This is a genomic window from Pseudomonas sp. LS2P72 (genome assembly GCF_054897865.1).
In genome coordinates this window covers 5,692,712-5,719,548 of the sequence record NZ_CM142708.1, presented here as the reverse complement: position 1 = coordinate 5,719,548, position 26,837 = coordinate 5,692,712, and the positions used below count along the sequence as shown (strand labels likewise).

Sequence of the window (26,837 nt, the reverse complement as noted above, 5' to 3'; positions counted from 1 at the left end):
GCCGTGTGAACACTGTTCACACGGCCTTTTTGCGTTTTAGACGCCGGGTAGTCGGACGGGGGTCATGCCCATTCTGTGCAGCGCTGAACTCAAGGCGTCGGGGTTTTGAAAGCGTCGGCCGTTGATCTGCCAGGCATCCCGTTCGACGTAGTACCCATCTGCATCATGCTTGATGGGCGTTCGAACGAGTTTGCCACGGGTGATTTTGCCGCTACTGGTGATGACTCTGTTGGTGAGGGTTCTGCTGCGATGAACCAGAAAGGGTTCACCGGTACTGGTGCTGAGGGCGTACATGCCCGGCATGGGTAGGCCATCCTCCAGCCTTTGCGCCAGGATCACGCTTGTCGGCGTCGGGATTTGCAGCAACAAGTCATTTTTGGCAAAACCGGCTGCTTGCCCCGGGCGCGGCTCGTCGGCCACCCCCGGGTCGACCTTGATACCGCCGAGCTCATCCGCGCCCACGCTTTCAATGCGCAGCCCGATGCTGCCTTCAAGCTCGCTGACACCCGCCACGCCGGCATAGGTATTGGCGTGGCTGTTCCCGACCAACGCCACCCAGCGATGCGCGCCTCTGGCCGTCTGGTCGGCGTCGATGACCTGGCGGGCGAAGAAATTCATCATTTTTTGCCGAAAATTGATGTTTGCCCCCTGAATGCCAGCGCTGCGGTAACTGGCGAGGCAGTCGATGGCCTGAACGCGAATATGGTTTTTCTGCGCCGTCCTGACCACCTGCTCAAAAGTGAATTGTTCGCTGGGGTCAGTCGAAAAACCTGCATCAAGGTCCTTGAGGTAGCTTTCCAGGTCCTCGGACATCACTCCGGTGCGATTGAACACATCCAGGTCAGCCTGATGGAAATCGGTCAGCAGATGCTCCATGTACAGGGTTTTGACTTTTTGTTGGCGCAGCTCATTCATGTTCTCGACCAGAAACTGTTTGCTACCCACGCTGTCGTGGCTTTCACCGATGACCAGGCTCGGTGACCGCTTGAAAAGGGTCTTGATGATGTCCTTGAACTTTGCATTCGCAATGAACGATGGAATGGTCGGCCTGGGTTGCAGTGGCGGTTGCGAATAGAAGGCCGCGGCGGCGTCGTGCAGCGTTCGGCGCAGTCTCTTGAAGGCTTCCAGCTCATCGTTCGGATTGTTGGGATTGACAAAGCCGTCCTTCAAATCCCCCTTCGAGGCCGTACCCTTGGCCGCCTGTTTGAGGGCTGGCTTGATGTCCTGTGGAACATCGTATGCAGTCGCCGGGGCATCGAAGTCCGGGAGTGGCGGCTCGGCCCTGGCAAACAGATCGGCAAACAGGTCGGCAAACTTGCCACCGCCCACCAGGCCGGGACGCGTGAGGGGCACCCATTCACCCATTTCATTCAGGCGTACCGGTATGTTGCGGTAAAAGGAGTAAGGATTGACCGGGTCAATGATTGCCCAGGTTTTCAGTTCGTTGCTGTAGCGCACCAGGTAGAAACTGTCACCGATGGCAATGTAATTACCGCCTGTCTCAGGCTGATAGATACCTTGAAACTTGCCTTCGGCGTTGACTGGGGAATGGCCGTCGAGAATTTCATTGGTTTCAAAAGGAGCCAATATGTCGGAATCGCTTGGACGGGGTGCAATGGCTTCGACGGGTGGAAGCACGGTTACGCCCGACTCTGCCGAATTTTTCTCGGTGATGAGTACCTCCTCGGCTTCTGTTTCTGCTTCCGCTGCTTCTGCGAATTCGGCAGCGCCTCGTAAAAATGGCAAGTTGAACAGCACATCCACGCTACCGAGAATGGCACCTGTGATGGCTGCCTTGCGTTCCATTGGAGTGGTGCCGTTGATGGCCTGGTCGATGTGAAGCCCGACATTGGCGATGCTGGCGCCGATAACGACAAGCGCTGCCGGCCAAGCAAGGGCGGCCATCGGTCCAAAGGTGTGGTTGAAGGCATTGAGATAGCCTATCCACAGTTTTTTCCTGATCTCGCCGTTGGAGTGCAGCAGGTAATTGGCGTCGCTGAGCATGCGCTCATGAGTGGACCGGTTCAGATGGGTGAACGCATCACCGGCAATTTTCTCGCCACGGTAGTGGAGCAAATGATGGTCCGCGACTGCATATTCGCCGGGTAATACGTCATAGGTGTGGGTGAGGCCGATATTTTCGGTTTCCGTCTCCTCAAATGCATGAACGATCAAACCGATGCCGGTGAAGTTGGCCAGTTTGTGCCCCAGCGAAGTCGGCTTTTCCTGAAGGACATCCCGCTCTTCCTGTTTGAAGTGCATGAGCATGCGTTCGCGGCCTTCAGCGTCCTTGACCTCATTGACCAGCCATTCGTGCACCTCCTCGACCTTGTTGAAACAGTAAAATCCTCTGGGTTCGCCCGGAACGTAGAGGATGTTCAGGTCACTGTCGTCAGTGATGCTGAGGATGTCCGTCGACACGAAGTGGTCAATGCAAAACTTGCGAACCGATAAGCCGCTGCCGGCAGACGCCTCGTCCAGCAGCATTTGCCGGGTGAGCGGCCTGCTCACATTACCGACGACAGCCCTGAGCACCGTGGTGAAGTGTTCTTGGGTCAAGTGACCCTTCTCGTAGTCTTCAATGGCTTTGGCAATGAACGTGCACTTGGCCAGCGCACGGAAGTTGTCGCTGTGCTTTTCCCAGAACGTCGCGATGGCCGTTTTGTAGCGGTCAGCGAAATTGATATCCCAGAAGGTTTTCAACACATCCCGGGCATGCAGGCGAATCTCGTTGGTTTCATCGTAGTTCCCGGCATTGCCGTCGGCACGGTAGAAACCGCTGTCAACGTCCAGCAAGTCCCCATTGTCCTGATCGTGGACACTGAAACGCTGCATGACCAGTTGCGGGAAGGTCATCGATTCCCGGGGTTTTTCAAACACATGCTGCCAGCCGGTAAAGGTCTTCGAGCTGCTTTGAGCGGCATTAAACCGATGCCAGTAGACCTTGTCGGGTTCGATATCCGTGATGGTGTGCTGGATGAGAATGTCTTTGGCGACTTGGTACGCCATGGCGTACAGGTCGGGGCAATCGGTGACCAGATCAGGGATCAAGGCCTGGAGGGCCTGCGCATCGGCAGCGTCGAGGGTGATTTCTTGAGCATCGTCCATGATGTTTTCCTTGAGGGGTGGTTGGGGCGCTCACTATCTCAAGGGGCATCGGTTCCATCTATAAGGCACTGGGTAGCTGGCGGTGGTCAGTTGCTGACGGAAGACGTAGGAGATGCCGAGTACCAGAGTCAGGCTCAGCGCCGTGCAATGTCAGAAAAGTAAAACTTGTCCAGGGTGTGCCGCGATTCGGTGTACTCGAACTGGCGGCCGTCCTGCAGAAACGTCTGGTTGCTGACCACGATCACATGGCTCTGACCGTCCAGGTCCAGGTGTTGCTGGTCATCCTTGCTCCGGGGCACCGCTTCGATGGTGCGCTGGGCGTAGGCGATTTGCAGTTGCAAGGTTTGCTCGATGAAGGCGTAGATCGAGTGCTCGGCGATGTCTCGAGACAGGCCGGGGATCACGTCGCTGACGAAATGGTTGATGTCGAGGATCACGCGTTTGCCGTCGATCCGCCGCACTCGTTTGATCCGTGTGATCAGGCTGCCTTCTTCGGCCTTGATGTGTTCGAGCAGATAACCTTCGAGGGGGATCTGAGTGAACTCGACCACCTCGGTGCTGACGTCGTTACCCAGGCGTGGATACGTTTCCTGAAAGCTGACGATGCCGCCGAGCTGGAATTCAATCGGGTTGGTCGACAACACAAACGTGCCTTTGCCATGGACCTTCTGGGCGAAACCGCGCTCCTGCAATTGCTCGATGGCCTTGCGCACGGTGCCGCGACTGGCCTGATAGCTGTCCATCAGTTCGGTTTCGGAAGGCAGCCGGGCGCCGCGTTCCAGACGTTCGGTCGTGATACTGGCAAGCAGATCGCTGTAGATCTGGTTGTATTTACTCATGGGGATGGCTCTGTGCCGCGCTGTACTCAAGGTTTCGAACCTTAAGGGCAGGGTAGGGGTTTGTCCATGCGGCGTTAGGTTTCTTTGACTTATGAGGTGGGAAATGTCGCCGCTGGTCGGGTGCAGGATAAACAAATTCAAACTCGTCTGTACGAGTTGTTGCTTTAACTCGTACAGACGAGTACTTTTCGCTTCGGCGTGCTGCCAATAACAAAAAACTACAGCGGAAGAAAAAGCATGAGCCACGACTATCCGAATATCGCCAGCGAGCTGCTGCAAAGCCTCGGTGGCAGCGACAACCTCGAGCAGGCCGCGCACTGTGTCACACGGCTGCGCCTGGCCCTCAAGGACCCAAGCCTGGTCGACAGCGCCACGCTGAACCAGATCGATCTGGTCAAAGGTTCGTTTTTCACCGGTGGCCTGTTTCAGGTGGTTATCGGCCCTGGCGAGGTTGAAAAGGTCTACGCCGAACTACGCCGTCAAACCGGTCTCGCGGCCTCAACCATCGCCGACGTTAAACAGAAAAGCGCTGACAAGATCAACGCCATGCAGCGTCTGGTGCGGGTGTTTTCCGACGTCTTCATGCCAATCCTCCCGGCGCTGATAATTGCCGGCCTGCTGATGGGCATTAACAACCTGATCGGCGCCAAGGGCATGTTCATCGAGGGCAAGACCCTGCTGGATGTCTATCCGAAGCTTGACGGGCTCTGGAGCCTGATCAACCTCATGGCCAATACCTCGTTTGTGTTCCTGCCGGCGCTGGTGGGCTGGTCGGCGGCCAAACGGTTTGGCGGCAGCGAAATCCTCGGCATCGTGCTTGGCCTGATGCTGGTGCATCCGGACCTGCTCAACGCTTGGAACTACGGCAAAGCGGTGGCCGGGCTGGACGGGCAGAGCCTGCCGTACTTCGACATCCTGGGGTTGTTCCAGATCGAGAAGGTTGGCTATCAGGGACAGATCCTGCCGATCCTGATGGCGGCCTATGTGATGAGCGTCATCGAAAAATGGCTGCGGGCGCGGGTGCCGAACGCGATTCAATTGCTGGTCGTGCCGATCACCACCATTGTCGTCACCGGCGTGTTGGCGCTGGCGGTGATCGGCCCGGTGACCCGGCATCTGGGGATTCTTATCACCGAAGGCGTGGTCATGCTATTTGATCTGGCGCCAATGGTCGGTGGGGCGATTTTCGGTTTGCTCTACGCGCCGCTGGTGATTACCGGCATGCACCACATGTTCCTCGCGGTCGACTTGCAACTGATCTCCACCCAGGGCGGCACCTTTATCTGGCCGATGATCGTCATGTCCAACCTGGCCCAGGGCAGCGCGGCACTGGCGGTGTTCTACATGACCCGCAACGTGCGAGATAAAAGCATGGCCTCGACCTCGGCGATTTCCGCTTACTTCGGCATCACCGAACCGGCCATGTTCGGGGTCAACCTGCGCTACAAATTTCCGTTTTATGCAGCCCTGATCGGCTCGGCCCTGGGCTGCATTTTCCTGTCGCTGAACAAGGTCCAGGCCTCGGCGATCGGCGTCGGTGGCTTGCCCGGTTTTATCTCGATCATTCCGCAGTTCATTCCGATGTTCGTGATCGGGATGGTGATTGCCATGGTCGTGCCGTTTGTTCTGACCTGCGGGTTGAGCATGAAGATTGTTCGGCCCGGGTATCGGGTTGCCTGACAGATCGCTATCGCGAGCAGGCTCGCTCCCACAGGTTGACCGCATTCCAAATGTGGGAGTGACGGTGCGGCGATCCGACCTGCTCGCGAAGAGGCCCTAAAGGCCGATACAAAACTTACTGAAGGAATCCGCCATGCAAGACTGGCAACGTTCGGTGATCTACCAGATCTACCCGAAGAGTTTTCACAGCCACGCCGGCAACCCCACGGGTGATTTGCTTGGCGTTGTGGCCAAGCTCGATTACCTGCACTGGCTGGGTGTCGATTGCCTGTGGATCACGCCGTTCCTGCGTTCGCCCCAGCGCGACAACGGCTACGACATCAGTGATTACTACGCCATCGACCCGAGTTACGGGACCATGGCCGATTGCGAGTTGCTGATCGCCGAGGCTGGCAAGCGCGGGATCAAATTAATGCTCGATATCGTGGTCAACCACACCTCCATCGAGCACACCTGGTTCCAGCAGGCCCGCAGCAGCCTCGACAACCCGTACCGGGATTTCTACATCTGGCGCGACCAGCCGAACAACTGGGAATCCAAGTTCGGCGGTTCGGCCTGGGAGTATGAAGCCCAGACCGGTCAGTATTTCCTGCACCTGTTCGATCACACTCAGGCCGACCTGAACTGGGACAACCCCAAGGTGCGCGCCGAAGTTTTCAAGATGATGCGTTTCTGGCGCGACAAGGGCGTAGGCGGGTTCCGTCTGGACGTGATCAACCTGATCTCCAAACCGGCGGACTTCCCCGAGGACAACACCGACGGTCGACGCTTCTACACCGATGGCCCGAACGTCCACGAATACTTGCAGCAAATGCACCGCGAAGTCTTCGAAGGCCATGACCTGATCAACGTCGGCGAAATGTCTTCCACCAGCCTGGAACACTGCATTCGTTACTCGCGGCCAGAGTCGAAAGAGCTGTCGATGACCTTCAACTTCCATCACCTGAAGGTCGATTACCCGAACCTGCAGAAGTGGATTCGTGCCGATTTCGATTTCCTGCAACTCAAGCGCATTCTCTCCGATTGGCAAACCGGCATGCAGGCCGGCGGTGGCTGGAATGCGCTGTTCTGGTGTAATCACGACCAGCCACGGGTGGTCTCGCGTTTTGGTCATGACGGCGAATATCGGGTGCTCTCGGCGAAGATGCTCGGCACGGCGCTGCATTTCCTCCAGGGCACGCCGTTCGTGTACCAGGGCGAGGAACTGGGCATGACCAATCCGGGCTTCGATCACATCGATCAGTACCGCGATGTCGAGACGCTGAACATCTTCCGGCTCAAGCGCGAGGCGGGGGCGAGCGACGCCGACAACATGGCGGCGATCATGCAGAAGTCCCGGGACAACGGCCGTACGCCGATGCACTGGAATGCCGAGCCCAACGCGGGTTTTAGCGCTGTCGAACCGTGGATCGGGGTGCCGGCGAACGCCGGGCAGATCAACGTTGCCACTCAGCTCGATGACCCGGATTCGGTGCTTCATCACTACCGCCAATTGATCGCCCTGCGCCGCAGTGAAGCGCTGATGTCCGACGGTATTTACCGGCAACTGTTGCCCGAACACACGCGAATCTGGGCGTACGTGCGTGAGGGCAATGGCGAACGGCTGCTGGTGCTGAACAACTTCTACGGCACGCCATGCGAAGTCGACCTGCCGGATGAAGTGATCAGCGAAACCATGACCCAACGTCTGGTCATCAGCAATTACCCGGACTGTCCGGCGCGAAATCGGCAGGTCCTCTTACGGCCTTATGAGTCGTTCGTGCTGCATATGACCGACTGACTGACCGACCGCAAAAAAACACTGACTCAAAAAAACACGCAGAACGCTGCGCGGGGGAGTTTTGCGCGCCGATTTTGCCGCTGCACACAATAAAAATAATGGGGTGGTTCTTGAAAACAACAATAAATCGCAGCCTTTTAGTGGCGGGCGTGTGCCTGACTTTGCCTCTTTCGGCACAGGCGCTGGAGTTCGCCGGTTACTTGCGCAGCGGCGTCGGCACCTCGGTCAACAGCGGTAAACAGCAGTGTTTCCAACTGCCGGGGGCGCAGACCAAATACCGCTTGGGCAACGAATGTGAGCAGTACGCGGAACTTGAGTTGCGCCAGGATTTGTACACGCTGGATGACGGTTCGGTGCTGAGCGTCGACGGTATGGCGTCGTTGTACAACCAGTACGACAAGGACCTGACCTTCAACGGTGACAACGGCTCGGTGCGCCTGCCGCAGGCGTACGCGCAGTGGTCGAACATGCCGAGCCTCAACGGCGGTTCGCTGTGGGCCGGTCGGCGTTACTACAAACGGAACGATATTCACATTTCCGACTTCTACTATTGGAACCAGAGCGCCACCGGCGGCGGTATCGAGGACGTGCTGATCGGCGATCTGAAATACAGCTACGCCTTCTCGCGCAAGGACAACCTGTACCAGAAGGACTACATCAACCGTCACGACTTCAACGTCGCCGGCTTCAACACCAACCCCGGCGGTGAACTGGAATTCGGCCTGAGTTACATCGACAAACCCGACAGCCGCGACGCTCATCGCGGTTGGGCGATCACCACCCAGCATGTGCAGAAAGGCTTTCTGGGCGGCAAGAATAAACTGGCCTTTCAGTACGGCGAAGGGCCCGGCACCGGGTTGGGTTATACCGGTAACGTGAAGCTCGATGACAGCAGCAAAAGCTATCGTTTGGTGGAGTTCTTCGACTGGCAAGTGACGCCACGATTTGGCGGGCAGATCGAGGCGGTCTATCAGAAAGACATTCGCCCGGACGGCGCTGATCAGAACTGGATTTCCCTGGGTGTTCGCCCGGCCTATGCGATCACCGAGCAGTTCAAACTGGTGACCGAATTGGGTCACGATCAGGTCGAAGCCACGGGCGGTACGCGAAAGCTGAGCAAGTTCACCTTCGCCCCGACCTGGTCGCCCAAAGGTCCGGAATTCTGGGCTCGCCCCGAGGTGCGTCTGTATTACACCTATGCGAGCTGGAACGAGGCGGCCAAACGGGCGGCCAATGAACTGGCGCAGGGGTCGGCATTATCCGACACCGGCGCCTTCGGCACGGCGCGACACGGTTCAAATGTCGGATTGCAGCTCGAGTATTGGTGGAAATAAGCGATGCTATCGGAGCCTCGCGCTCCATCAGCACTTCAAAGTACAAAACAGCAGGTGACGTCATGGCCACACCCCAACAATTGCAACTGCACGCGCCCCTGTCCGGCGTATTGATGCCACTGGACCTTGTGCCCGATCCGGTGTTTTCCAGCCGCGTGATCGGCGATGGCCTGTGCATCGATCCGACTTCAACGACGTTGTGTGCGCCGCTGGCAGGGGTTGTCAGCAATGTGCAGGCCAGCGGGCATGCGATCAGCATCACCGGCGAAAATGGCGTGCAGGTGTTGATGCACATTGGTCTCGACACGGTGAACCTGGCCGGGAAGGGGTTCACGCGGTTGGTGGAGGAGGGCGAGCAGGTTGACATCGGGCAGTCGCTGATCGAGTTCGATGCCGATTACATCGCCTTGCATGCGCGCAGTTTGTTGACTTTGATGCTGGTGGTCAGTGCCGAGCCCTTCACTTGGCTGGTACCTGAAACGGGTCAGGTGGACAGCGGCCAACCGTTGTTGGGTTTGAATACGGCCGATCAGATGATGGATGAAGTGGTGCCGGAGGAGAGCGAGGCGCTGTTCTCCAAACCGGTGACGCTGGCCAACCCGAACGGCTTGCACGCCCGCCCGGCGGCGGTGTTCGCCCAGGCCGCCAAGAGGTTTTCAGCGAGTATTTTCCTGCATAAACAGCAGGTCAGCGTGAACGCGAAATCCCTGGTGGCGATCATGACGTTGCAGACCGCTCACGGCGATGTTGTGCAAGTCAGCGCGGCTGGCCCGGATGCTGAAGCGGCGATCAAGACGTTGGCCGAGCTGCTGGTGACCGGATGCGGTGAAGCGGTGGCGGCCTCGGCGCAGGTTGGGGCGAAGGGGATCGAGGCCTCATCGCTGACAGTGTTGCGTGGAGTTTGTGCATCGGCCGGATCGGCGTTTGGCCAAGTGGTGCAGATTGCCGAACAAAAACTGGAAGTAAATGAACTCGGCACTACTGCGTATGCTGAGCGCGATCACTTGACCCGGGGCCTGGCCGAGGCACGGCAGGTCTTGCAGCAGTTGCGTGACAACGCCATTGGCAGCGCGCAGGCAGACATCTTCAAGGCTCACCAGGAACTGCTCGAAGACCCGGGTTTGTTGGAAGTGGCTCACGTGCTGATCGACGAAGGCAAAAGTGCCGGGTTCGCCTGGCGCGCGGCCACCGAGTCGGCGGCAACCTTGTTCAAAAGCCTCGGCAATGCCTTGCTGGCGGAGCGGGCGGCAGACCTGGCCGATGTCGGCCAGCGGGTGCTCAAGCTGATCCTCGGTGTACAGGATCAGGCGATGGAACTGCCTGAAGGGGCAATCCTGATCGCCGAACAACTGACGCCATCACAGACCGCCGGGCTCGATACCCGCAAGGTACTGGGTTTCGCCACGGTCGGTGGCGGCGCTACCAGCCACGTCGCGATCCTCGCGCGGGCGTCCGGTTTGCCGGCGATCTGCGGGCTGCCCCTTCAGGTGCTGGCGCTGGCCAACGGCACCCAAGTGTTGCTCGACGCCGACAAGGGCGAGCTGCATCTGGACCCGGATCTGGCAGCCATCGAGCAGCTGCAAGCCAATCGTCAGCGCCTGCAGAAGCGCCATCAACATGAGTTGGCGCACGCTGCGCTGGCGGCGTGTACCCGCGATGGTCATCACATTGAAGTGACGGCCAACGTCGCTTCTCTGACCGAAGCCGAGCAGGCCATGACACTGGGCGGAGAAGGCGTCGGACTATTGCGTTCGGAGTTTCTTTATCTGGACCGCAATCATGCGCCGAGCCATGACGAACAGGCATCCACCTACAGCGCCATCGCCCGCGCCCTGGGGCCGGCGCGCAATCTGGTGGTGCGGACTCTGGATGTCGGCGGCGACAAACCGTTGGCCTACGTGCCGATGGACAGCGAAACCAACCCGTTCCTCGGCATGCGCGGGATTCGTTTGTGTCTGGAGCGCCCGCAGCTGTTGCGCGATCAGTTCAAAGCGATCCTGAGCAGCGCCGGGCTGGCTCGTCTGCACATCATGCTGCCCATGGTCACGCAGCTATCGGAGTTGCGACGGGCCCGGCAGCTGCTTGAGGAAGAGGCGCTGGCATTGGGTCTTACCGAGTTGCCGAAACTGGGGATCATGATCGAAGTGCCGGCAGCGGCACTGATGGCCGATCTGTTTGCGCCGGAGGTGGATTTCTTCTCGATCGGCACCAACGACCTGACCCAATACACCCTGGCCATGGACCGCGATCACCCGCGTCTGGCCAGTCAGGCCGACAGTTTTCATCCGTCGGTGCTGCGACTGATTGCCAGCACCGTGAAGGCCGCCCACGCCCATGGCAAATGGGTCGGTGTGTGTGGGGCCATGGCGTCCGAAACGCTGGCGGTGCCGTTGTTGCTGGGACTTGGCGTGGATGAACTGTCGGTGAGCGTGCCGTTGATTCCGGCGATCAAAGCGGCGGTTCGCGAAGTGGATCTGCTGGACTGCCAGGCCATCGCCCAGCAAGTGCTGGGCCTGGAAAGCGCCGAGCAAGTGCGCGAGGCGTTGCGGCTGTATCACGAGGCGACCGTCGATACTTCACTGGTACTGGAGAACTGAGCATGTTCGAGAAAATGCAACGGACGTTCTGGAAAGCGTTGACCCCGGACCTGGTGGTGGATGAGCCGAAAGTGGTTGCTCAGCCTGTTTCTGGTCTGGCCCCGGAAATCGTCGTCGCACTGGGCGGAATGGATAACCTCAAGTCGCAGCAGCCGGTGGCGCTGACCCGGGTTCGGGTGGTGTTGCGGGATGTGGCAAGAATGGATCGGCAGGCCCTCGATGTGGCCGGTGTACCGGGCGTCATGGTGCTGGATGACGGGGTGGTGCATCTGATCACCGGCCTCCAGCTATAACCGGAGCACTGTGGCGAGGGGGCTTGTCGGAATGCCGCATCACCCCATTGGGTCGCGAAGCGGCCCCAAGATCTCCCGGCCAACCGAAAACCCGTGGTGAGGGAGCAAGCGCCCTCGCCACAAAAGCCGCCCGGCGCTACTCCGAAGGTCGAGCCTTCAATCGTCGCCCTAACACATCCAGCACATCACACCCATCCCGCAACGGAATGGCACAGAGCAAAGCAAAATCACTAAGAATGAAGGACTGACACTCGATCGAACCGCGCATGGACAAGTTCTCCATCACTTGGGTGACGGCACGAATTCGGTAGTTGGCAGCGTCATACAAAACATCCAGCGGCGCTTGGGTGTCGACGAACAGGGTTGGCATGTCGTCGCAATTGCTGGTGAGCGCCATGAAGCGGCTTTTGGGGTGGGGCATTGGTTTTTCGTAGGGTGGGTCTGGCGTTAGCGTCGTCATTTGCAATTTCCATGAGTATGAATATGAGCTGCAACACGCACCCTCCTACAGGTTTGGGTGGCAGCCATGCGCAGGAGTAGGAGTACCGAGCACTCATGAACCTCGGCCACGCCGAAGCGTGTCCCGCGCACAGCCGCCGCGAACGATCTTACGGACACCAATTAAGTGCCGCAATCAAACGACAGAGCTGTTGCACCATGAGAGAGGGCTCCTACACCCTGCCACTGCATTCGCAGTGACAGCCAAAGACTATCCATGGAACTCACTTTGTACCAGTTCATGCAAACCGCTACATCTTGAAGGAAACTTCCGACGACCTTGCCCAGAAATTTCGCTGCCTGTAAGACCGTCTTCGCGGGTAAGCCACGCTCCTACAGATCGCCACCGTTCTGTGGGAGCGTGGCTTGCCCGCGATTGAGCGCGAAGCGGTCATAAAATCTATCCACCTCAGGGATAACAAGCCTTACCAGGTTGATTGATCTTCAAGGCTGGCCTTATGAAGGTCGTTTCTCCACTCAATAGTCGCTAAGCGAAAGATATCCTCAAAAAATGCTCTGGTGTTCTCCATCTCATCCCAACCATCAGGAAATGAAGAATATGCTTCTGGGTCATATGCCAGCAGCGACTGAAAATCATATTTTCCGTCCTGAAGAGCTTCCTCCAAACTCTTATAAATCAAAAATTTGTGCCGGTATGACTTTCTTGTAGGCAAGCAGTATTTGAGTATTATCTCTTCTCTATCAGCCGGGTCATTAGGATCAAGTTTTTCAAGAGCTTCCCCTAGCGTTTCTTCGCGATCATAAATATCAACTCCCCCTAAAAAAAATGCGGGTGTCGGGAGGTATGGCTGCCCATCATCTGGATCAATAAAAATTTCTGGCAAAAAGGGGGCGGATTTATTTGGTAGCTGTTCATCTTCCCAACTATTTTTCGCGACAAAAATTAAAAACTGCTGAATTTTTTCAGATACCTGTCGGAAAAACATTTATATTCTTGATCTTTAAATCCACGAGCACCGAGTCAGTTTTCACACATCCAGTCAACTCAATAAATACTATTGATCCACCCACATCAACAATTGCGCCGCCCTCCATATCATTTGAGATCAACGCCCCCGTCATAGTTACGATGCCATCCATCACTCCAATAGAGTGAGCATTATTGGGCGAAGAACAAGCATTCTTTCCCCAAACAAACTCATCATCGACTTCTAATTCGACATCATACTGTTCACCTGCTTTCGGTGGGGCAGCACGCCAAACTGCGGTTGCGGCCCCGACATTAGTTGAAAATCCAACAAGAACTTCTTGAACAACAAGAGTCACGAGATCTATGGTCATTTTCATACTTGTTTCTTCAGTAATGGGCCGCGGATAACGGTATTTTCAACGTTCATGACATTCTCCTTTAACTGGAGTATCCACTTCTTCTCGTGGTCATGATGCTTACTCGGCTTGCCACCCATTTCATGTGCTCCGTATCGAATGCTTCTCTTACCGTCCGCTGAAACCAATCTGGGAGATTCGTCCTTGGGTGATTATTTGTACAGGGACCCTCACCTAAAAACTCTTCCCGCTTATGACGGGCAAAAGGGACAGATTTATTTGCCCTGCATACATTCCACCTGTATCCGTTCTTGAAAATAAATAATCCAAAGCGACCTTACCATCGCAGCTTATTTTTGAAATATAGACTCGACATAGAGCCAGAAACCCTCTCAACTTTACCAAGCTTAATATACTCTTCGAAGTCGCTCTCTAATACGCTTTGATCTATATACTTCGGATGCAGACTGGGAGCCTCGCATGCATACACATAGAGTCTCCATACATCAAACCCATCAACCCTTTCGTCGGGTCCGTAATCGAAGTCGATGCACATTTTCGGAAAACTCACCCTGCAACCGACTCCATGCAACTCATAACTAATACTACCTGTAACTAAACCTCGCTGTGGGATTTCATTTGCTCGCCAAAGCCGAAGAATACATTTTCTACCAAATTTTTCCTCAAGCAAGTCTGTAGCTCTATCGACTTGAATCAAAAAATCGTCAATTAAATACTCCAGATCCTTATTCTTCATCTTCTCGGCCTCATCAATCTGTCATGCCCCACGCTATCAGCGGACTCCATTACTTCATCCAAGGCATTAAAAGTTCCGTGATGATTAACGAGATCCTTTATCAATACGATGGTAACTTTTGTGTGAGTTCGTCTGGCAGCAGAAGCTCTATGATGTCCATCGACTATATAGCGACTGCCATTATGCTCCACAACATCAATCGGCCAATCATCGTCATACCCATTTTTTTGCATTTTGCTGGCGATTGCTTCTACTTGTTTTGTGGAAGCTTTACCCTCTATCGCATGAGTTCTTTTTAGACTGTTTGGATCAACATCACGGATCACAGAAGGTAGACGAGGCTCACCTTCGACAATTACCGCCTTGCCGGTTGGATCTTGCTCTCCAAACGACGGTTTCTCACATCCATCCCCCCCAGGGCAAGTACTCAACCCCAACGGATCAACCCACCCCGTCGGATTCGGCGTGTACTGATACTGGTTCAGCCCACCCGCTAACTTGATCGGATCCGGCGTCAGGTACCGACCAACCTCCGGATTGTAGTAGCGATGCCGGTTGTAGTGCAGACCGCTCTCGGCGTCGAAGTACTGTCCTTGAAAACGCAACGGCTGATCGAGTTGTTCTCCCCCACCGAACGCAAGACGAGTGACCTTGCCGTAGGCGTTGTACTTCGCCGACCAGACAATCTCGCCACCAAAATCAGTCAGTTCCTGCGGCGTACCCAAATGATCGAGCTGGTAGTAGAACGGGCAAGCCTTTCGCGGGCCTTTGCCGTCGAGCATGGCCAGTGGGCGGAAGCTGCCCGGCTCATAGACGTAACTGCGGTAATGCTCGCGGCTGCTTTCGGCGATGAGGTGGTCGCCTTGCCAGAAGAACTCGGTGGTGTTGCCGTCGACGGTTTTGCTGATGCGGCGGCCGAAGGCGTCGTAGCGGTAGCTGGCGCCGCAGCCGTCAGGGGTTGTGACGCCGACCAAGCGGTGCTGGCAGTCGTAGCGGTATTCGGTGATCAGTTTTTGCGCGGTGCCGCGACGCTCGCGGATGAGGTTGCCGAAGGCGTCGTAGTCGTAATGGCGGTCGCCTTGCAGGAGCAGGCGGTTGCCTTTGACGGTTGCGGCGCCGGGGCGGTCCTGCATCAGCAGGTTGCCGGCGGGGTCGTGGGCGAAGCTTTCCGGTGGGTCGTCGCGGGTGTGGCGGACGCGGGTCAGGCGGTTGAGCGGGTCGTATTGGTAATTGCGTTGGCCGTGACGGGTGTCGGCGATGCTGTCGAGGTTGCCGTTGGCGCTGTAGGCATAGTCGCGGCGATACAGTGTTTGATGCTGTTGACTGACAGCGTGGGCCTTCAATCGGCCCTGATCGTCGTAGGCATATTCGCTGAGCAGTTGCCCCTGCTGGCGTTGCTGTTCGCGGCCGAAGGCGAATTGGTGGGTGGTGAGTCGCGCGCCGTTGAGGTCGATGGCCGTCAGCGCGCCGCCCTTGGCGTGGTGGTAATCGAGTTTGCTGCCGTCCGGCAGGCGCAGGCGATTCAGCTGACCGCAGGCGTCGTAGCCATAACGCAGCGTGCCCCAGCCCTGATGCTCGGTGATCAGGCGGTCCTGCTGGTCGTACTCAAATTCCAGCGGGTGATCGTGGCCGTCGTCGACGCTGACCAGTCGCCCGAGGCTGTCATAGCGGTATTGAACCTTGATGCCATCGGGCAGGTTTTTGACCAGCAGGCGTCCGGCCGAATCCCGCTGATAACCCGTCACCCGCTGTGAACCGTCCTCGCCGAACTCGGTTTTCTCCAGCAGCTGGCCGTTGAGGTCGTAGGCGTACGCCGTGCGTTGGCCGTCGAAGCCGGTTTCCTGTCGGATCAGGCCATTGGGCGTGTAGTCCAGGAGATATTTTTCGCCGGATTCGTTTTCGATTTCCGTGAGCAACAGCTGCGCGTTGTCGTAGCGGTACTTCAGCTGGGTGCCGTCGGGATTGATCCGGCGGCTGACCAGGTGCAGGTCGTCGACGTATTCGTAGCGGGTGACGCGGCCCAGTTCATCGCGTTCGGCGGTGATCTTGCCGTAGGCGTTGTAGCTGAAGGCGCGGCTGGCGCCTGTGGGAAGCGTCGTCTGGATCAGTCGGCCGATGGCATCCCATTGGTACTGGGTAACGGCACCGTGTTCGTCCTGGCGGGTAATCTGCCGCCCCAGTGCGTCGTAGGAAAACTGCCGCACACCACCATCCGGCAGCGTTTCCTCAACCAACTGCCCCAAGCCATTCCAGACGAAGACTTGCCGACTGTTGTCCGGGTAGCGGATCGACAGCAACTGCCCTCGTTCGTCGTAGTGATAGTGGCTGACATAACCGTCAGGATCGGTCGCTTCGGTGACGTCACCCTGGGCGTTGCGCTGATATTTCCAGACGGCTTTGCCGCGAAACCGTGCGTGCAGGAAACCGTTGCGATACTCGTAGGCCGTTGGTTCGTCTTCTGGCGGAATCAGCGCGATAAGTCGTCCGACCTCGTCGTAACGGTATTCGGTGACGGCACCGAGCGGATCCTGCTCGGCAAGCAACCGACCGTTGTCGTCGTAGGCTTTGAGGTGTTCGCCGCCGTCCAGCTCGACCTTGCGCACCAGTCGCGCCCGGTCGTCATGGACGTAAACCTCTTCGCTGCCATCGATGTTCTGAACGGTGACACTGCCCTCGTCATCCCAGACGTAACGCGTGTCCATCTGCGAAAACGACGCCCAATGGCGGACACATCGGGCCGCCTTGCCGGACCGTTCCCACTCCCAGAAGAAACTCGCCCCACCGGTCAATTGCCGCTGCAGGATGACGTGCTGATCGTCGTAGTCGTAACGCTCGCTTTCGCCGCCAGCGTTGGTGGCTTCGATCAGTTGATCGCGTTCGTCGTAGCTGTAACTGACCAGTGTCTGCTCGGTGTGCCAGGCCTCGTCGAGGGTCTGGGCCGGGACAAAAACCTGATAGTCGACGGCGACCAAATGGCTGCGGTCATAGCGCAATCGCAAGGCACGGCCGGCGCCATTGTCGAGGCGTTTGATGCGGTCTTGTCGGTCGCGGGTGATGCGCAGGCGGTTGTCGTAAGCGTCGCTGATGGTCGTCAGCCGACCGTTATGAAAGTGATAGAACCGCGTGTCGTCACCGGCCTGGGCTAGGATCAGTTCTTCGGGTTGATCTCCGAGATAAATCGCCGCCCGCGACAGGCTGTTGTGGATCGCCGGGCGCTCGGTACTCGGTAGAGGAAAGGTCGTACGGCGGTTTTCGTGGTCGATCCAGATGACGGTCTCGCCATCGATTTCCAGTCGATGGGCGAGGCTGTGACTCCAGCCGAAGCCGAGGCCGTCATCGATCTCGGCGGCACTGGTGCGATAGAGCCGGGTGAACTCGAACGGCAGGACTCCGTCCAGCGCACCGTCGGTGAGAGTCAGCAGTTCTTCGCCGGTGACCATCGATACCGGGCATTTGTTGGTGGCGGTTTTATCAACGGAATCGGCGCTGTCGCCGTTGGGGTTTTTCGCCTGGTCCGGGACGTTGTCGTGGTGTTCGGTTTGCTTGAGCGTGGTGTTGCGCTTGGCATCCCAACGCAGCTGCATCCGGCCTTTTTTCAGACCCGCAGCAACGCCGCGTGCGGCGACTTTTTTGTAGCGGTCGACGTAGGCAGTGAAGCTGTTGATGATGCTGAAAATCGCTTTGACGAAGCCCTGAACAGCATCAACGATCCGCGCGCCATAGTTCGCAAGGCGCATACCCAGGTAGGCAATGCCCGCACCTGCACCGGCGAAAGTCAGGACAACCCCGATCAGAATGTCGATGAGCAACTGCACTACTACCGTCGACACGGCCTCGGCGGTTTTGCCGGCGATCTCGCCGGGCGGCAGCATGTCCAACCAGAGGCTGGCGGTGCGTAACAGCAAACATAGCGCCGCTTCGTCACTGGCCAGCAGTTGGGCCTTTTCCATGACATCGGGGGCGTTTTGCGCGAGTTTCTTCAGCTCTGCGGCGCTCTCGCCCAACCGCTCACCAAACTTCCCGGGATCCTTGAGGATGTCCGACAGCAGACCGATGCTGTCCCACACGCCCTCGATTGCCGCCCAACTTCCCGCGAGCAATCCATTGCCTACAGCAACCGAAGACGATTCCGACCACTTCGGTTTGAATGTCTTCCATTCATCACGCAGCCATTTCTCAAGTTCCTTCGTCAGGCCGTTGTAGGAAGAGAAAAGATCTTCAACGTGCTGCGGTGTGACTTCGTTGTGGACGTGAATGCGGTAGAGCTTGCCGGGTGTACCGGTGAACGTCCCTTTGCCATTTTCATCAAGCGTGACAAGCGTCGTCTCTCCGCTCTCAAGCGCAATCACATCGACCTGAATATTCCCCACGGGGATGTCATAAACCGATTCAAACTTGCTCTCGATTTCCAGCAATCCACCTTTCGGGCACTGCACGACGGTGGATAAAAACTCGTCATCGCCGCTGCTGACAGCGGTGCTGGAATTGCCGAACCGAATGATCCGTTCCATGCCCATCAATGACGGCAGATCAGCGGCGCGGCTGGCCGTGTCCGCCGCTTGGCTGAACCAGTGCTTCAACTGTTCGCGATAAAGAGAAAGGGTGCCTGGAAAACTATCGAGTTCCTGCTCGATACGGGCGACGTGCTCCATCAACGCACCGAACGAGAGGAGGCGGGGTTAAAAACCGGGTCAAACATGAGCAATCCCTCGCGCAGAAAATTAGGCGCGGGGACTTTGCGGGGGATTAATCAGGAAAGAAGTAGGGGAAGGTGGGAATTGATGTAGGGCGATTCCTTTATTAACAGCGCTTCGCAGACGAACGGGAGCAAGCTCCCTCGCCACAGGTGATGTGCGGCCCTTGGTCACCCTTACTGTTTCTCAACCGCAGGTGTATCGTATTCGCCTTTTACAGGCCTACGGGTCTGTCGCTGATACGTGAGGTAGTTGAGTTCATGTCCTTTACCCGTCGCCAAATCCTCGGTGGCCTGGCCGGTCTTGTTGTCGTTGGTGTCGGAGCGGGGGGCGCGTCGCGGTACTGGTTGGGCAAAATCGCCGACGCCGACGCGGGCCACGACTACGAGCTGATCGCCGCACCGCTGGACGTCGAACTGGTGGCCGGGCACAAGACCGAAGCCTGGGCGTTCGGCCCGTCGGCGCCGGGCACCGAGTTGCGCGTGCGTCAGGGCGAATGGCTGCGGGTACGTTTCATCAACCACCTGCCGGTAGCGACCACCATTCATTGGCACGGCATCCGCCTGCCGCTGGAAATGGACGGCGTGCCCTACGTCTCGCAGCTTCCAGTGCTGCCGGGCGAATATTTCGATTACAAATTCCGCGTGCCCGACGCCGGCAGCTACTGGTATCACCCGCATGTGAACAGCAGCGAAGAACTCGGTCGTGGGCTGGTCGGCCCGTTGATCATCGAAGAGCGCGAGCCTACCGGTTTCAAGTACGAGAAGACCTTGAGCCTCAAGAGCTGGCACGTCGATGAAGAGGGCGCTTTTGTCGCGTTCAGCATTCCTCGCGAAGCGGCCCGAGGTGGCACGGCGGGGCGTCTGTCGACCATCAACGGTGTTGCGCAAGCGGTGATCGAGTTGCCCGCCGGGCAGATCACTCGTGTACGCCTGCTCAACCTCGACAATACTCTGACGTATCGCCTCAACATTCCTGGTGTCGAAGCGCAGATCTATGCGCTGGACGGCAACCCCATCGAACCGCGGCCATTGGGCAAGGAATACTGGCTGGGTCCTGGCATGCGCATTTGCCTGGCGATCAAGGCCCCGCCGGCCGGGGAAGAGCTGTCCCTGCGCAACGGCCCGGTTCGCCTCGGCACGTTCCGTTCGGTGGTGAACACCGATGCACCGACCGAGTGGCCGCCGGCGCTGCCCGCCAACCCGGTGGCCGAGCCGGACCTGGCCAATGCGGAGAAACTCAACTTCAATTTCGAATGGGTAGGCTCAGTGTCGGTGAACGTCGACAATGGCAGGCCGCCGAGCCTGTGGCAGATCAACGGCAAGGCCTGGGACATTACCGACAAGACTTGCGCCGACCGCCCGATTGCCAAGCTCGAGAAGGGCAAGAGCTACATTTTCGAATTGAAAAACATGACTCAGTATCAACACCCGATCCATCTGCACGGCATGAGCTTCAAGGTGATTGCGTCGAACCGGCACAAGGTCATTCCGTATTTCACCGACACTTATCTGTTGGGCAAGAACGAGCGCGCGCAAGTGGCGCTGGTGGCGGATAACCCGGGGATCTGGATGTTCCACTGCCACGTGATTGATCACATGGAAACCGGCCTGATGGCCGCCATCGAGGTGGCGTAATGCGTCAGATACGCCCGACAGCAATCATCGACCGTAGCCGTGATCGTGACTTCATGCGCGAAGCCCTGGCCCTGGCCGCCCAAGGCGCGGCGCTCGGTGAAGTGCCGGTGGGCGCGGTGCTGGTTCAGGACGGTGAAATCATCGGTCGGGGTTTCAATTGCCCGATCAGCGGCAACGACCCGAGTGCTCATGCCGAAATGGTCGCGATCCGCGCGGCCGCGTTGGCAGCCAGCAACTATCGGCTGCCGGGCAGCACGCTGTACGTGACGCTTGAGCCTTGCAGCATGTGCGCCGGGCTGATCGTGCATTCGCGGATTGCGCGGGTGGTGTATGGGGCGCTGGAGCCGAAGGCCGGGATTGTGCAGAGTCAGGGGCAGTTTTTTACCCAGGGCTTTTTGAATCACCGGGTGCTGTATGAAGGCGGGGTGTTGGCTGAGGAGTGCGGGGCGGTGTTGAGCGAGTTCTTCAAGGCTCGACGCGCAAAGCCTTCAGACTAGATACAAAACCAATTTGGGAGCGAGACCGGCTTGCCGGCGATAGCGGACTAACATCCAACATCTTCGTTGGCTGAAAGGCCCTCATCGCGAGCAGGCTCGCTCCCACAGGGGATCTCCGGTGTTTGGAAGATCGGTGTTTACTTGCGGGCGACGATGACCGCGCGCATCGGTGCCGGCAGCCCTTCAACTGTCTTGCTGTGATCTTCCGGGTCAAGGAAATCGCTCAGCGACTGATACTTCATCCACTCCGTCCCGCGCTGTTCCTCGACCGTCGTCACGCTCACGTCCACACAGCGAACATCCGTGAACCCGGCCCGGCGCAGCCACAGTTCCAGCGCCGGCACCGACGGCAGGAACCACACGTTACGCATCTGCGCGTAACGGTCTTCCGGCACCAACACCTGCTGCTGATCGCCCTCGATCACCAGGGTTTCCAGCACCAGTTCGCCACCCTTTACCAGGCAATCCTTCAGCGCCAGCAAATGCTCGATCGGCGAACGACGGTGATAGAACACGCCCATGGAAAATACGGTGTCAAAGCCTTCCATGTTCGGCGGCAGGTCTTCGAACGGGAACGGCAAGTGCCAGGCATTGGGTTCGGACAGGTAACGCTGCACCGCCTGGAACTGGCAGAAAAACAGCCAGTTCGGATCGACGCCGATCACGCTGTCGGCACCCGCGCCGAGCATGCGCCACATGTAATAGCCATTGCCGCAACCGACATCGAGGATGCGTTTGCCCTTCAGATCCAGATGCGGTGCAACCCGCGACCATTTCCAGTCCGAACGCCATTCGGTGTCGACATGCACGCCAAACAGATCAAATGGCCCTTTACGCCAGGGTGACAAACCCATCAGCGCGGTGCGCATCTGAACGCGGGTTTCGTCGTCGCAATCGGTGTCCAGCGTCAGACCGTTAAGCAGATCGACTTCGCTCGGCTGAATCTTCGGCAAGGCGTCCAGCGCGCTCTGCCAGCGCTCCAGGTCGCCGTGACCTTTCTCCATTTTCTTGTCGAGTTGCGCTTGCAGCGTGTTGGCCCAATCGGCCAGCGGTGTGCCGGCCAAGCGGCGGGCGAGGGGGGACAGATCAATCATGGCAAGGCAATCAACGAGGCAAAGTTAAGACACTGGAACCACGGCACGACTTTCGAAAAACCGGCGGCCAACAGGCGCTCGCGGTGTTCTTCGAGGCTGTCGGGCTTCATGACGTTTTCGATGGCGCTGCGCTTCTGGGCGATCTCGAGTTCGCTGTAGCCGTTGGCGCGTTTGAACGCGACGTGCAGATCGGTGAGCAGCGCGTGTTCGTCCGGATCATTGAAGCGCAGCTTCTCCGACAGAATCAGCGCACCACCGGGCAATAGCGATTGGCGGATACGCGAGAGCAACGCGGTGCGCTGTTCCGGGGCGATGAATTGCAGGGTGAAGTTCAGCGCCACCACCGAGGCGGGCTGGAAGTCGAGAGCGAGGATGTCGCCTTCGATCACTTCCACCGGCAGCAGCTCCTGGAACATCGAGTCTTGGCCGTTCAGGTATTCGCGGCAGCGTTCAACCATCGCCGCCGAGTTATCCACAGCGATGACGCGGCAGCCGTCAGTGCGTACGTGCCGGCGCAAGGCCTGGGTCACGGCGCCGAGCGACGAACCCAGGTCGTAAAGCACGCTGTTGGGCTGGGCGAACTGCGCGGCGAGCACGCCAAGGTTTTCCACAATGGTCGGATAACCCGGCACCGAGCGCTTGATCATGTCCGGGAACACCCGCACCACGTCCTCGTTAAAGGCGAAGTCAGGCACCTGGGCCAAAGGCTGGGCGAAAAGGCGGTCGGGTTCTTTGCTCACGGCGGTTCCAGCGGCGTAGGTGGAAAAGGCCGGCATTTTAGCCAAATTGACGGGGGGATGCGCGGGTTGTCTGACGTGGTGAGGGGATTTATCCCCGTTGGGCTGCGAAGCAGACCTGAAATCTGCTGAACCGAGTCGCATGGTCTTGCGGCCGCTTCGCGACCGAACGGGGACAAGTCCCCTCGCCACAAGAGCCCCCTCGCCACAGGGGTTAGTGTTGTTTTTGAGGAAATGCCGACGCCGCAATCCCCCATTGTCCCAGCCAGTAGCTGAGGATGATGACGTAAGGCGCAGCATGAAATGGCGCGACGAATCGATTGATGCCAATCACGCTGTCCGAAAACACAAACGCCACCGCACCTGCCGCCGCCAGCAGCGCCGAGCGTTTGGGCACGTCGGTGCCGAGTCGGGCCAGGGCGCGCCAAAGCATGGCGCTGATGGCCAGACCATAGACGATCACCGGGATGAGCAACGAACCCAGCCCATTGGAAATCAAGATCCCCAACAACACCGCGCCGACGCCCAACGCGATGATCAGCGGTAACAACGCTACCCGTCGGCAATCGCTCAAATAAGCCTTCAAATACGCCAAGTGGGCAACCAGGAACGCCCCAAGACCAAACACAAACAAATCCCCCGGCCACGCCAGCAGCACATCGCCGAGCAGGGAGAAAATCAATCCAAGGCTGATCCAGCGCCGGTACTCGCTGGGCGGTGCGTCGTGCAACCAACCCAGCAGGGCCAATACCGGCAGCGGTTTGACCAGCAGGCAAAGCAACGTCGCATGCACGCTGACGCCGTAGAGGAACGTCACCGCGCCCATCAGCGCCAGAATCAGCCAGCCCACGATCAGTTAACCGAGATCGCGCAATCGAAGCTCTCCACCGCCGGTACTTCCGGTGCCCACGGTTGTGAGTAAGTCAGGCGCAAACGGCCCGTCCCCGCGGCGAAGGACTGGAAGCGCCAGGTCGAAATGCCGGCGCTGCCGACGATCCCCCCGTCTTGCGGGTTGCTATAGACCTCGGGGCTGAGTGCGCGCAATACGCCACCGGCCGAATCCTGGATCGCCCAGCGGTAACCCGTGGTCGGGTTGCTCGGCAGGGTCAGGATCAGGTTTTGCCCGTTGTGCAGTTGCACTGGGCAATCGCTTTGTTTTTCCACGGTCACGTTCTGTTTCGGTTGCGTGGCACACGCGGCCAGCAAAGAGAGGGCGAGGGGGACAAACAGGCGGGTGGGGGACATAAGGTCAGTGGCTCCGGCATTCACGACGAACGGCGAGCATAACTGAAGATGAGACAAAGTGTGACGGCACAGAAGGAGATGTGTTGTAAGTGCCAACGCTATCGCGGGCAAGCCTTGCTCCTACGGATGGTGCAGTCCGTAGGAGCAAGGCTTGCCCGCGATGGCGGTGGTGCAGGCGCTAGATGATTATCAGAACAATATCTTCGCCACATCCGCAAAGCGCTTGGCAAAGTGCACGGTAATCCCTTCCTTCAGATAATCCGGCAGTTCTTCAAAGCTTCCACGGTTTGGCTCCGGCAGAATCAATTCGAAGATCTTCTGCCGCCGCGCTGCAATCACCTTCTCGCGCACGCCGCCAATCGGCAGTACATGCCCGGTCAGCGTCAGTTCGCCGGTCATGGCGATACCTTTTTTCGGCGCCTGGTTGCGGGCGAGCGAGAGCAGGGCGCTGGCCATGGTCACGCCGGCGCTCGGGCCGTCTTTCGGGGTGGCGCCTTCCGGTACGTGCAAGTGGACGAAGGCTTCGTCGAAGAACTTCGGATCACCGCCGAACGACTTCAGGTTGGAACTGACGTAGCTGTAGGCGATTTCCGCCGACTCCTTCATCACATCGCCCAATTGCCCGGTGAGTTTGAAACCGCGATTCAGGGTGTGAATGCGCGTGGCTTCGATCGGCAAGGTCGCGCCGCCCATGCTGGTCCAGGCCAGCCCGGTGATGACGCCGGTACCGGACAGCACTTGCTCGTTGCGGAAGACTGGATGGCCGAGTGAGGATTCGAGGTCTTTCGGGCCGAGTTTGATCACCGCTTTCGGCTCGTCGATCAGTTTCACAACGGCTTTGCGCACCAGTTTGCCCAGTTGTTTTTCCAACTGCCGCACGCCGGCTTCACGGGCGTATCCGTCGATCAACGCTTTCAGGGCGCTGTCGCTGATACTCAGGCTGCCTTTGGACACGCCGGCCTTTTCCAGCTGCTTGGGCCATAGGTGACGTTTGGCGATGGCGATTTTTTCTTCGGTGATGTAACCCGACAGGCGAATCACTTCCATCCGGTCCAGCAACGGGCCGGGGATCGAGTCCAGGGTGTTGGCGGTGCAGATGAACAGCACTTTCGACAGGTCCAGACGCAAGTCCAGGTAGTGGTCGAGGAATTCGACGTTCTGTTCCGGATCGAGGGTTTCCAGGAGCGCCGAGGCCGGGTCGCCCTGGTAGCTCTGGCCCATCTTGTCGATCTCGTCGAGCATGATCACCGGGTTCATCACTTCGACGTCTTTCAACGCATGGACGAGTTTGCCCGGCTGCGCGCCGATGTAGGTGCGGCGATGGCCCTTGATCTCGGCTTCGTCGCGCATGCCGCCCAGGCTGAAGCGGTAGAACGGCCGACCGAGGGATTCGGCGATGGATTTGCCGACGCTGGTTTTACCTACGCCCGGCGGGCCGACCAGCAGCACGATGGAGCCGCTGATCTCGCCTTTGTAGGCCCCTACGGCGAGGAACTCGAGGATGCGGTCCTTGATGTCGTCGAGGCCGGCATGGTGTTTGTCCAATACCTTGCGCGCGTGCTTGAGGTCGAGTTTGTCCTCGCCGAACACGCCCCACGGCACCGAGGTCGCCCAGTCGAGGTAGTTGCGGGTGACCGCATACTCCGGCGAACCGGTTTCGAGAATCGACAGTTTGTTCATTTCCTCTTCGATGCGTTTCTGCGCCTGAGGCGGCAACACCTTGCCCGTCAGACGTTGCTCGAACTGCTCGATGTCAGCGCTGCGGTCGTCCTTGGTCAGGCCCAGCTCTTGCTGGATGACCTTGAGTTGTTCCTTGAGGAAGAACTCGCGCTGATGCTCGCCGATCTTGCGGTTAACTTCGGCGGAAATTTCTTTTTGCAGACGCGCGACTTCGACTTCCTTGCGCAGCATCGGCAGGACTTTTTCCATGCGTTTGAGCATCGGTACGCAGTCGAGCACTTCTTGCAGCTCGCTGCCGGTCGCCGAGGTCAGGGCTGCGGCGAAGTCGGTCAGCGGTGATGGGTCGTTGGGGCTGAAGCGGTTGAGGTAGTTCTTCAGCTCTTCGCTGTACAGCGGGTTGAGCGGCAGCAGTTCCTTGATCGCATTGATCAGCGCCATACCGTAAGCCTTGACCTCGTCGGTCGGCTCGGTGGGCTGGTGCGGGTATTCGACTTCTACCAGGTACGGCGGGCGATGGTGTTTGAGCCAGGTGCGGATGCGCACGCGAGTCAGGCCTTGGGCGACGAATTGCAGTTTGCCGTTTTCACGACTGGCGTGATGCACCTTGACCAGCGTGCCATAGAGCGGCAGGGCCGAGGTGTCGAAATGGCGCGGATCTTCCTGGGGCGTGTCCATGTAGAACAGGGCCAGGGAGTGGTGATCGGATTTGCTCACAAGATCCAGCGTTTCAGCCCACGGTTCTTCATTGACGATGACCGGCAGCACTTGGGCCGGGAAGAACGGGCGGTTGTGGATCGGGATGATGTAGACCTTGTCCGGCAGGTTCTGGCCTGGCAGGGCGAGGCCTTTGCCGGTGGAGTGGTGTTCGGCGTTCTCTGGGTCGGCGTATTCGCTCGGGTCTTCGGGGAATTCTTGCTGGTCGCTCATGGGGCACCTGCGCAATTGGGGATGGGTGTTAGATGGGGCAGGTGGGGGGTGGTTTCAATGGCTCGGGATATTTCTGGGTGTGTGTTCAGGGTTTTGACAGGTGCGTTTGACTTGGCGGCCTTTGGGCCGACCATGCTCTAGTTGATGTGGGGC

The 26,837-nt window shown here is 58.3% G+C and carries 19 protein-coding genes; 7 read left to right on the top strand and 12 right to left on the bottom strand.

Annotated elements, in window-relative coordinates; translation table 11 throughout:
• Nucleotides 1-36: 36 nt before the first annotated feature.
• Nucleotides 37-3,108, bottom strand: a complete 3,072-nt coding sequence (locus tag ACYZUA_RS26255; protein ID WP_461961197.1) for a membrane-targeted effector domain-containing toxin — start codon at nt 3,106-3,108, stop codon at nt 37-39.
• A gap of 134 nt (nt 3,109-3,242) precedes the next feature.
• Nucleotides 3,243-3,947: a trehalose operon repressor gene (gene treR / locus ACYZUA_RS26250; RefSeq protein WP_461961196.1), complete on the bottom strand. Its 705-nt coding sequence runs from the start codon at nt 3,945-3,947 to the stop codon at nt 3,243-3,245.
• 237 nt (nt 3,948-4,184) lie between these two features.
• Between treR and treP the strand changes: the two genes are divergently transcribed.
• From treP to ACYZUA_RS26225, 5 genes are all read left to right on the top strand, one after another.
• Nucleotides 4,185-5,627: a PTS system trehalose-specific EIIBC component gene (treP, locus tag ACYZUA_RS26245; protein ID WP_461961195.1), complete on the top strand. Its 1,443-nt coding sequence runs from the start codon at nt 4,185-4,187 to the stop codon at nt 5,625-5,627.
• 133 nt (nt 5,628-5,760) lie between these two features.
• The gene (gene treC / locus ACYZUA_RS26240; RefSeq protein WP_461961194.1) at nt 5,761-7,407 is read left to right on the top strand and encodes an alpha,alpha-phosphotrehalase; all 1,647 of its coding nucleotides are present in this window, start codon (nt 5,761-5,763) and stop codon (nt 7,405-7,407) included.
• Between the two features lie 110 nt (nt 7,408-7,517).
• A complete protein-coding gene (locus tag ACYZUA_RS26235) occupies nt 7,518-8,741 on the top strand; it encodes a carbohydrate porin (RefSeq protein WP_461961193.1) in 1,224 nt (407 codons plus the stop codon).
• 62 nt (nt 8,742-8,803) lie between these two features.
• The gene (gene ptsP, locus ACYZUA_RS26230) at nt 8,804-11,338 is read left to right on the top strand and encodes a phosphoenolpyruvate--protein phosphotransferase (RefSeq protein ID WP_461961192.1); all 2,535 of its coding nucleotides are present in this window, start codon (nt 8,804-8,806) and stop codon (nt 11,336-11,338) included.
• Between the two features lie 2 nt (nt 11,339-11,340).
• Nucleotides 11,341-11,631 carry a PTS transporter subunit EIIB gene (locus ACYZUA_RS26225; RefSeq protein ID WP_461961191.1) on the top strand — a complete coding sequence of 97 codons (291 nt, stop codon included), beginning with the start codon at nt 11,341-11,343 and terminating at the stop codon, nt 11,629-11,631.
• 136 nt (nt 11,632-11,767) lie between these two features.
• On the opposite strand, the gene ACYZUA_RS26220 is transcribed toward ACYZUA_RS26225, so the two are convergent.
• From ACYZUA_RS26220 to ACYZUA_RS26200, 5 genes are all read right to left on the bottom strand, one after another.
• On the bottom strand, nt 11,768-12,091 hold the full coding sequence (locus ACYZUA_RS26220; protein WP_461961190.1) for a hypothetical protein: 324 nt from the start codon (nt 12,089-12,091) through the stop codon (nt 11,768-11,770).
• Between the two features lie 463 nt (nt 12,092-12,554).
• The gene (locus tag ACYZUA_RS26215; protein WP_461961189.1) at nt 12,555-13,076 is read right to left on the bottom strand and encodes a hypothetical protein; all 522 of its coding nucleotides are present in this window, start codon (nt 13,074-13,076) and stop codon (nt 12,555-12,557) included.
• Nucleotides 13,054-13,437: a hypothetical protein gene (locus ACYZUA_RS26210; protein ID WP_461961188.1), complete on the bottom strand. Its 384-nt coding sequence runs from the start codon at nt 13,435-13,437 to the stop codon at nt 13,054-13,056. The genes ACYZUA_RS26215 and ACYZUA_RS26210 overlap by 23 nt, the downstream gene beginning before the upstream one ends.
• 316 nt (nt 13,438-13,753) lie before the next feature.
• Complete coding sequence (locus ACYZUA_RS26205) at nt 13,754-14,173, bottom strand: DUF6896 domain-containing protein (RefSeq protein ID WP_461961187.1); 420 nt, start codon at nt 14,171-14,173, stop codon at nt 13,754-13,756.
• Complete coding sequence (locus ACYZUA_RS26200; RefSeq protein WP_461961186.1) at nt 14,170-18,825, bottom strand: RHS repeat-associated core domain-containing protein; 4,656 nt, start codon at nt 18,823-18,825, stop codon at nt 14,170-14,172. The genes ACYZUA_RS26205 and ACYZUA_RS26200 overlap by 4 nt, the downstream gene beginning before the upstream one ends.
• 302 nt (nt 18,826-19,127) lie before the next feature.
• Between ACYZUA_RS26200 and ACYZUA_RS26195 the strand changes: the two genes are divergently transcribed.
• Both ACYZUA_RS26195 and tadA read left to right on the top strand, forming a co-directional pair.
• The gene (locus tag ACYZUA_RS26195) at nt 19,128-20,504 is read left to right on the top strand and encodes a multicopper oxidase family protein (protein WP_461961185.1); all 1,377 of its coding nucleotides are present in this window, start codon (nt 19,128-19,130) and stop codon (nt 20,502-20,504) included.
• Entirely contained in the window at nt 20,504-21,001 is a 498-nt protein-coding gene (tadA, locus tag ACYZUA_RS26190; protein WP_223432748.1) for a tRNA adenosine(34) deaminase TadA, read from the top strand. The genes ACYZUA_RS26195 and tadA overlap by 1 nt, the downstream gene beginning before the upstream one ends.
• A gap of 137 nt (nt 21,002-21,138) precedes the next feature.
• On the opposite strand, the gene cmoB is transcribed toward tadA, so the two are convergent.
• The 5 genes from cmoB to lon all read right to left on the bottom strand — a co-directional run bounded on the left by cmoB (nt 21,139) and on the right by lon (nt 26,684).
• A complete protein-coding gene (cmoB, locus tag ACYZUA_RS26185) occupies nt 21,139-22,095 on the bottom strand; it encodes a tRNA 5-methoxyuridine(34)/uridine 5-oxyacetic acid(34) synthase CmoB (RefSeq protein WP_461961184.1) in 957 nt (318 codons plus the stop codon).
• Complete coding sequence (gene cmoA, locus ACYZUA_RS26180; RefSeq protein WP_461961183.1) at nt 22,092-22,871, bottom strand: carboxy-S-adenosyl-L-methionine synthase CmoA; 780 nt, start codon at nt 22,869-22,871, stop codon at nt 22,092-22,094. The genes cmoB and cmoA overlap by 4 nt, the downstream gene beginning before the upstream one ends.
• A gap of 175 nt (nt 22,872-23,046) precedes the next feature.
• Nucleotides 23,047-23,682, bottom strand: coding sequence for a lysoplasmalogenase (locus ACYZUA_RS26175; RefSeq protein ID WP_461961182.1), 636 nt, complete (start codon nt 23,680-23,682; stop codon nt 23,047-23,049).
• A gap of 2 nt (nt 23,683-23,684) precedes the next feature.
• Nucleotides 23,685-24,077, bottom strand: a complete 393-nt coding sequence (locus tag ACYZUA_RS26170; RefSeq protein ID WP_461961181.1) for a protease inhibitor I42 family protein — start codon at nt 24,075-24,077, stop codon at nt 23,685-23,687.
• A gap of 189 nt (nt 24,078-24,266) precedes the next feature.
• Entirely contained in the window at nt 24,267-26,684 is a 2,418-nt protein-coding gene (gene lon, locus ACYZUA_RS26165; protein ID WP_461961180.1) for an endopeptidase La, read from the bottom strand.
• Nucleotides 26,685-26,837: the final 153 nt, after the last annotated feature.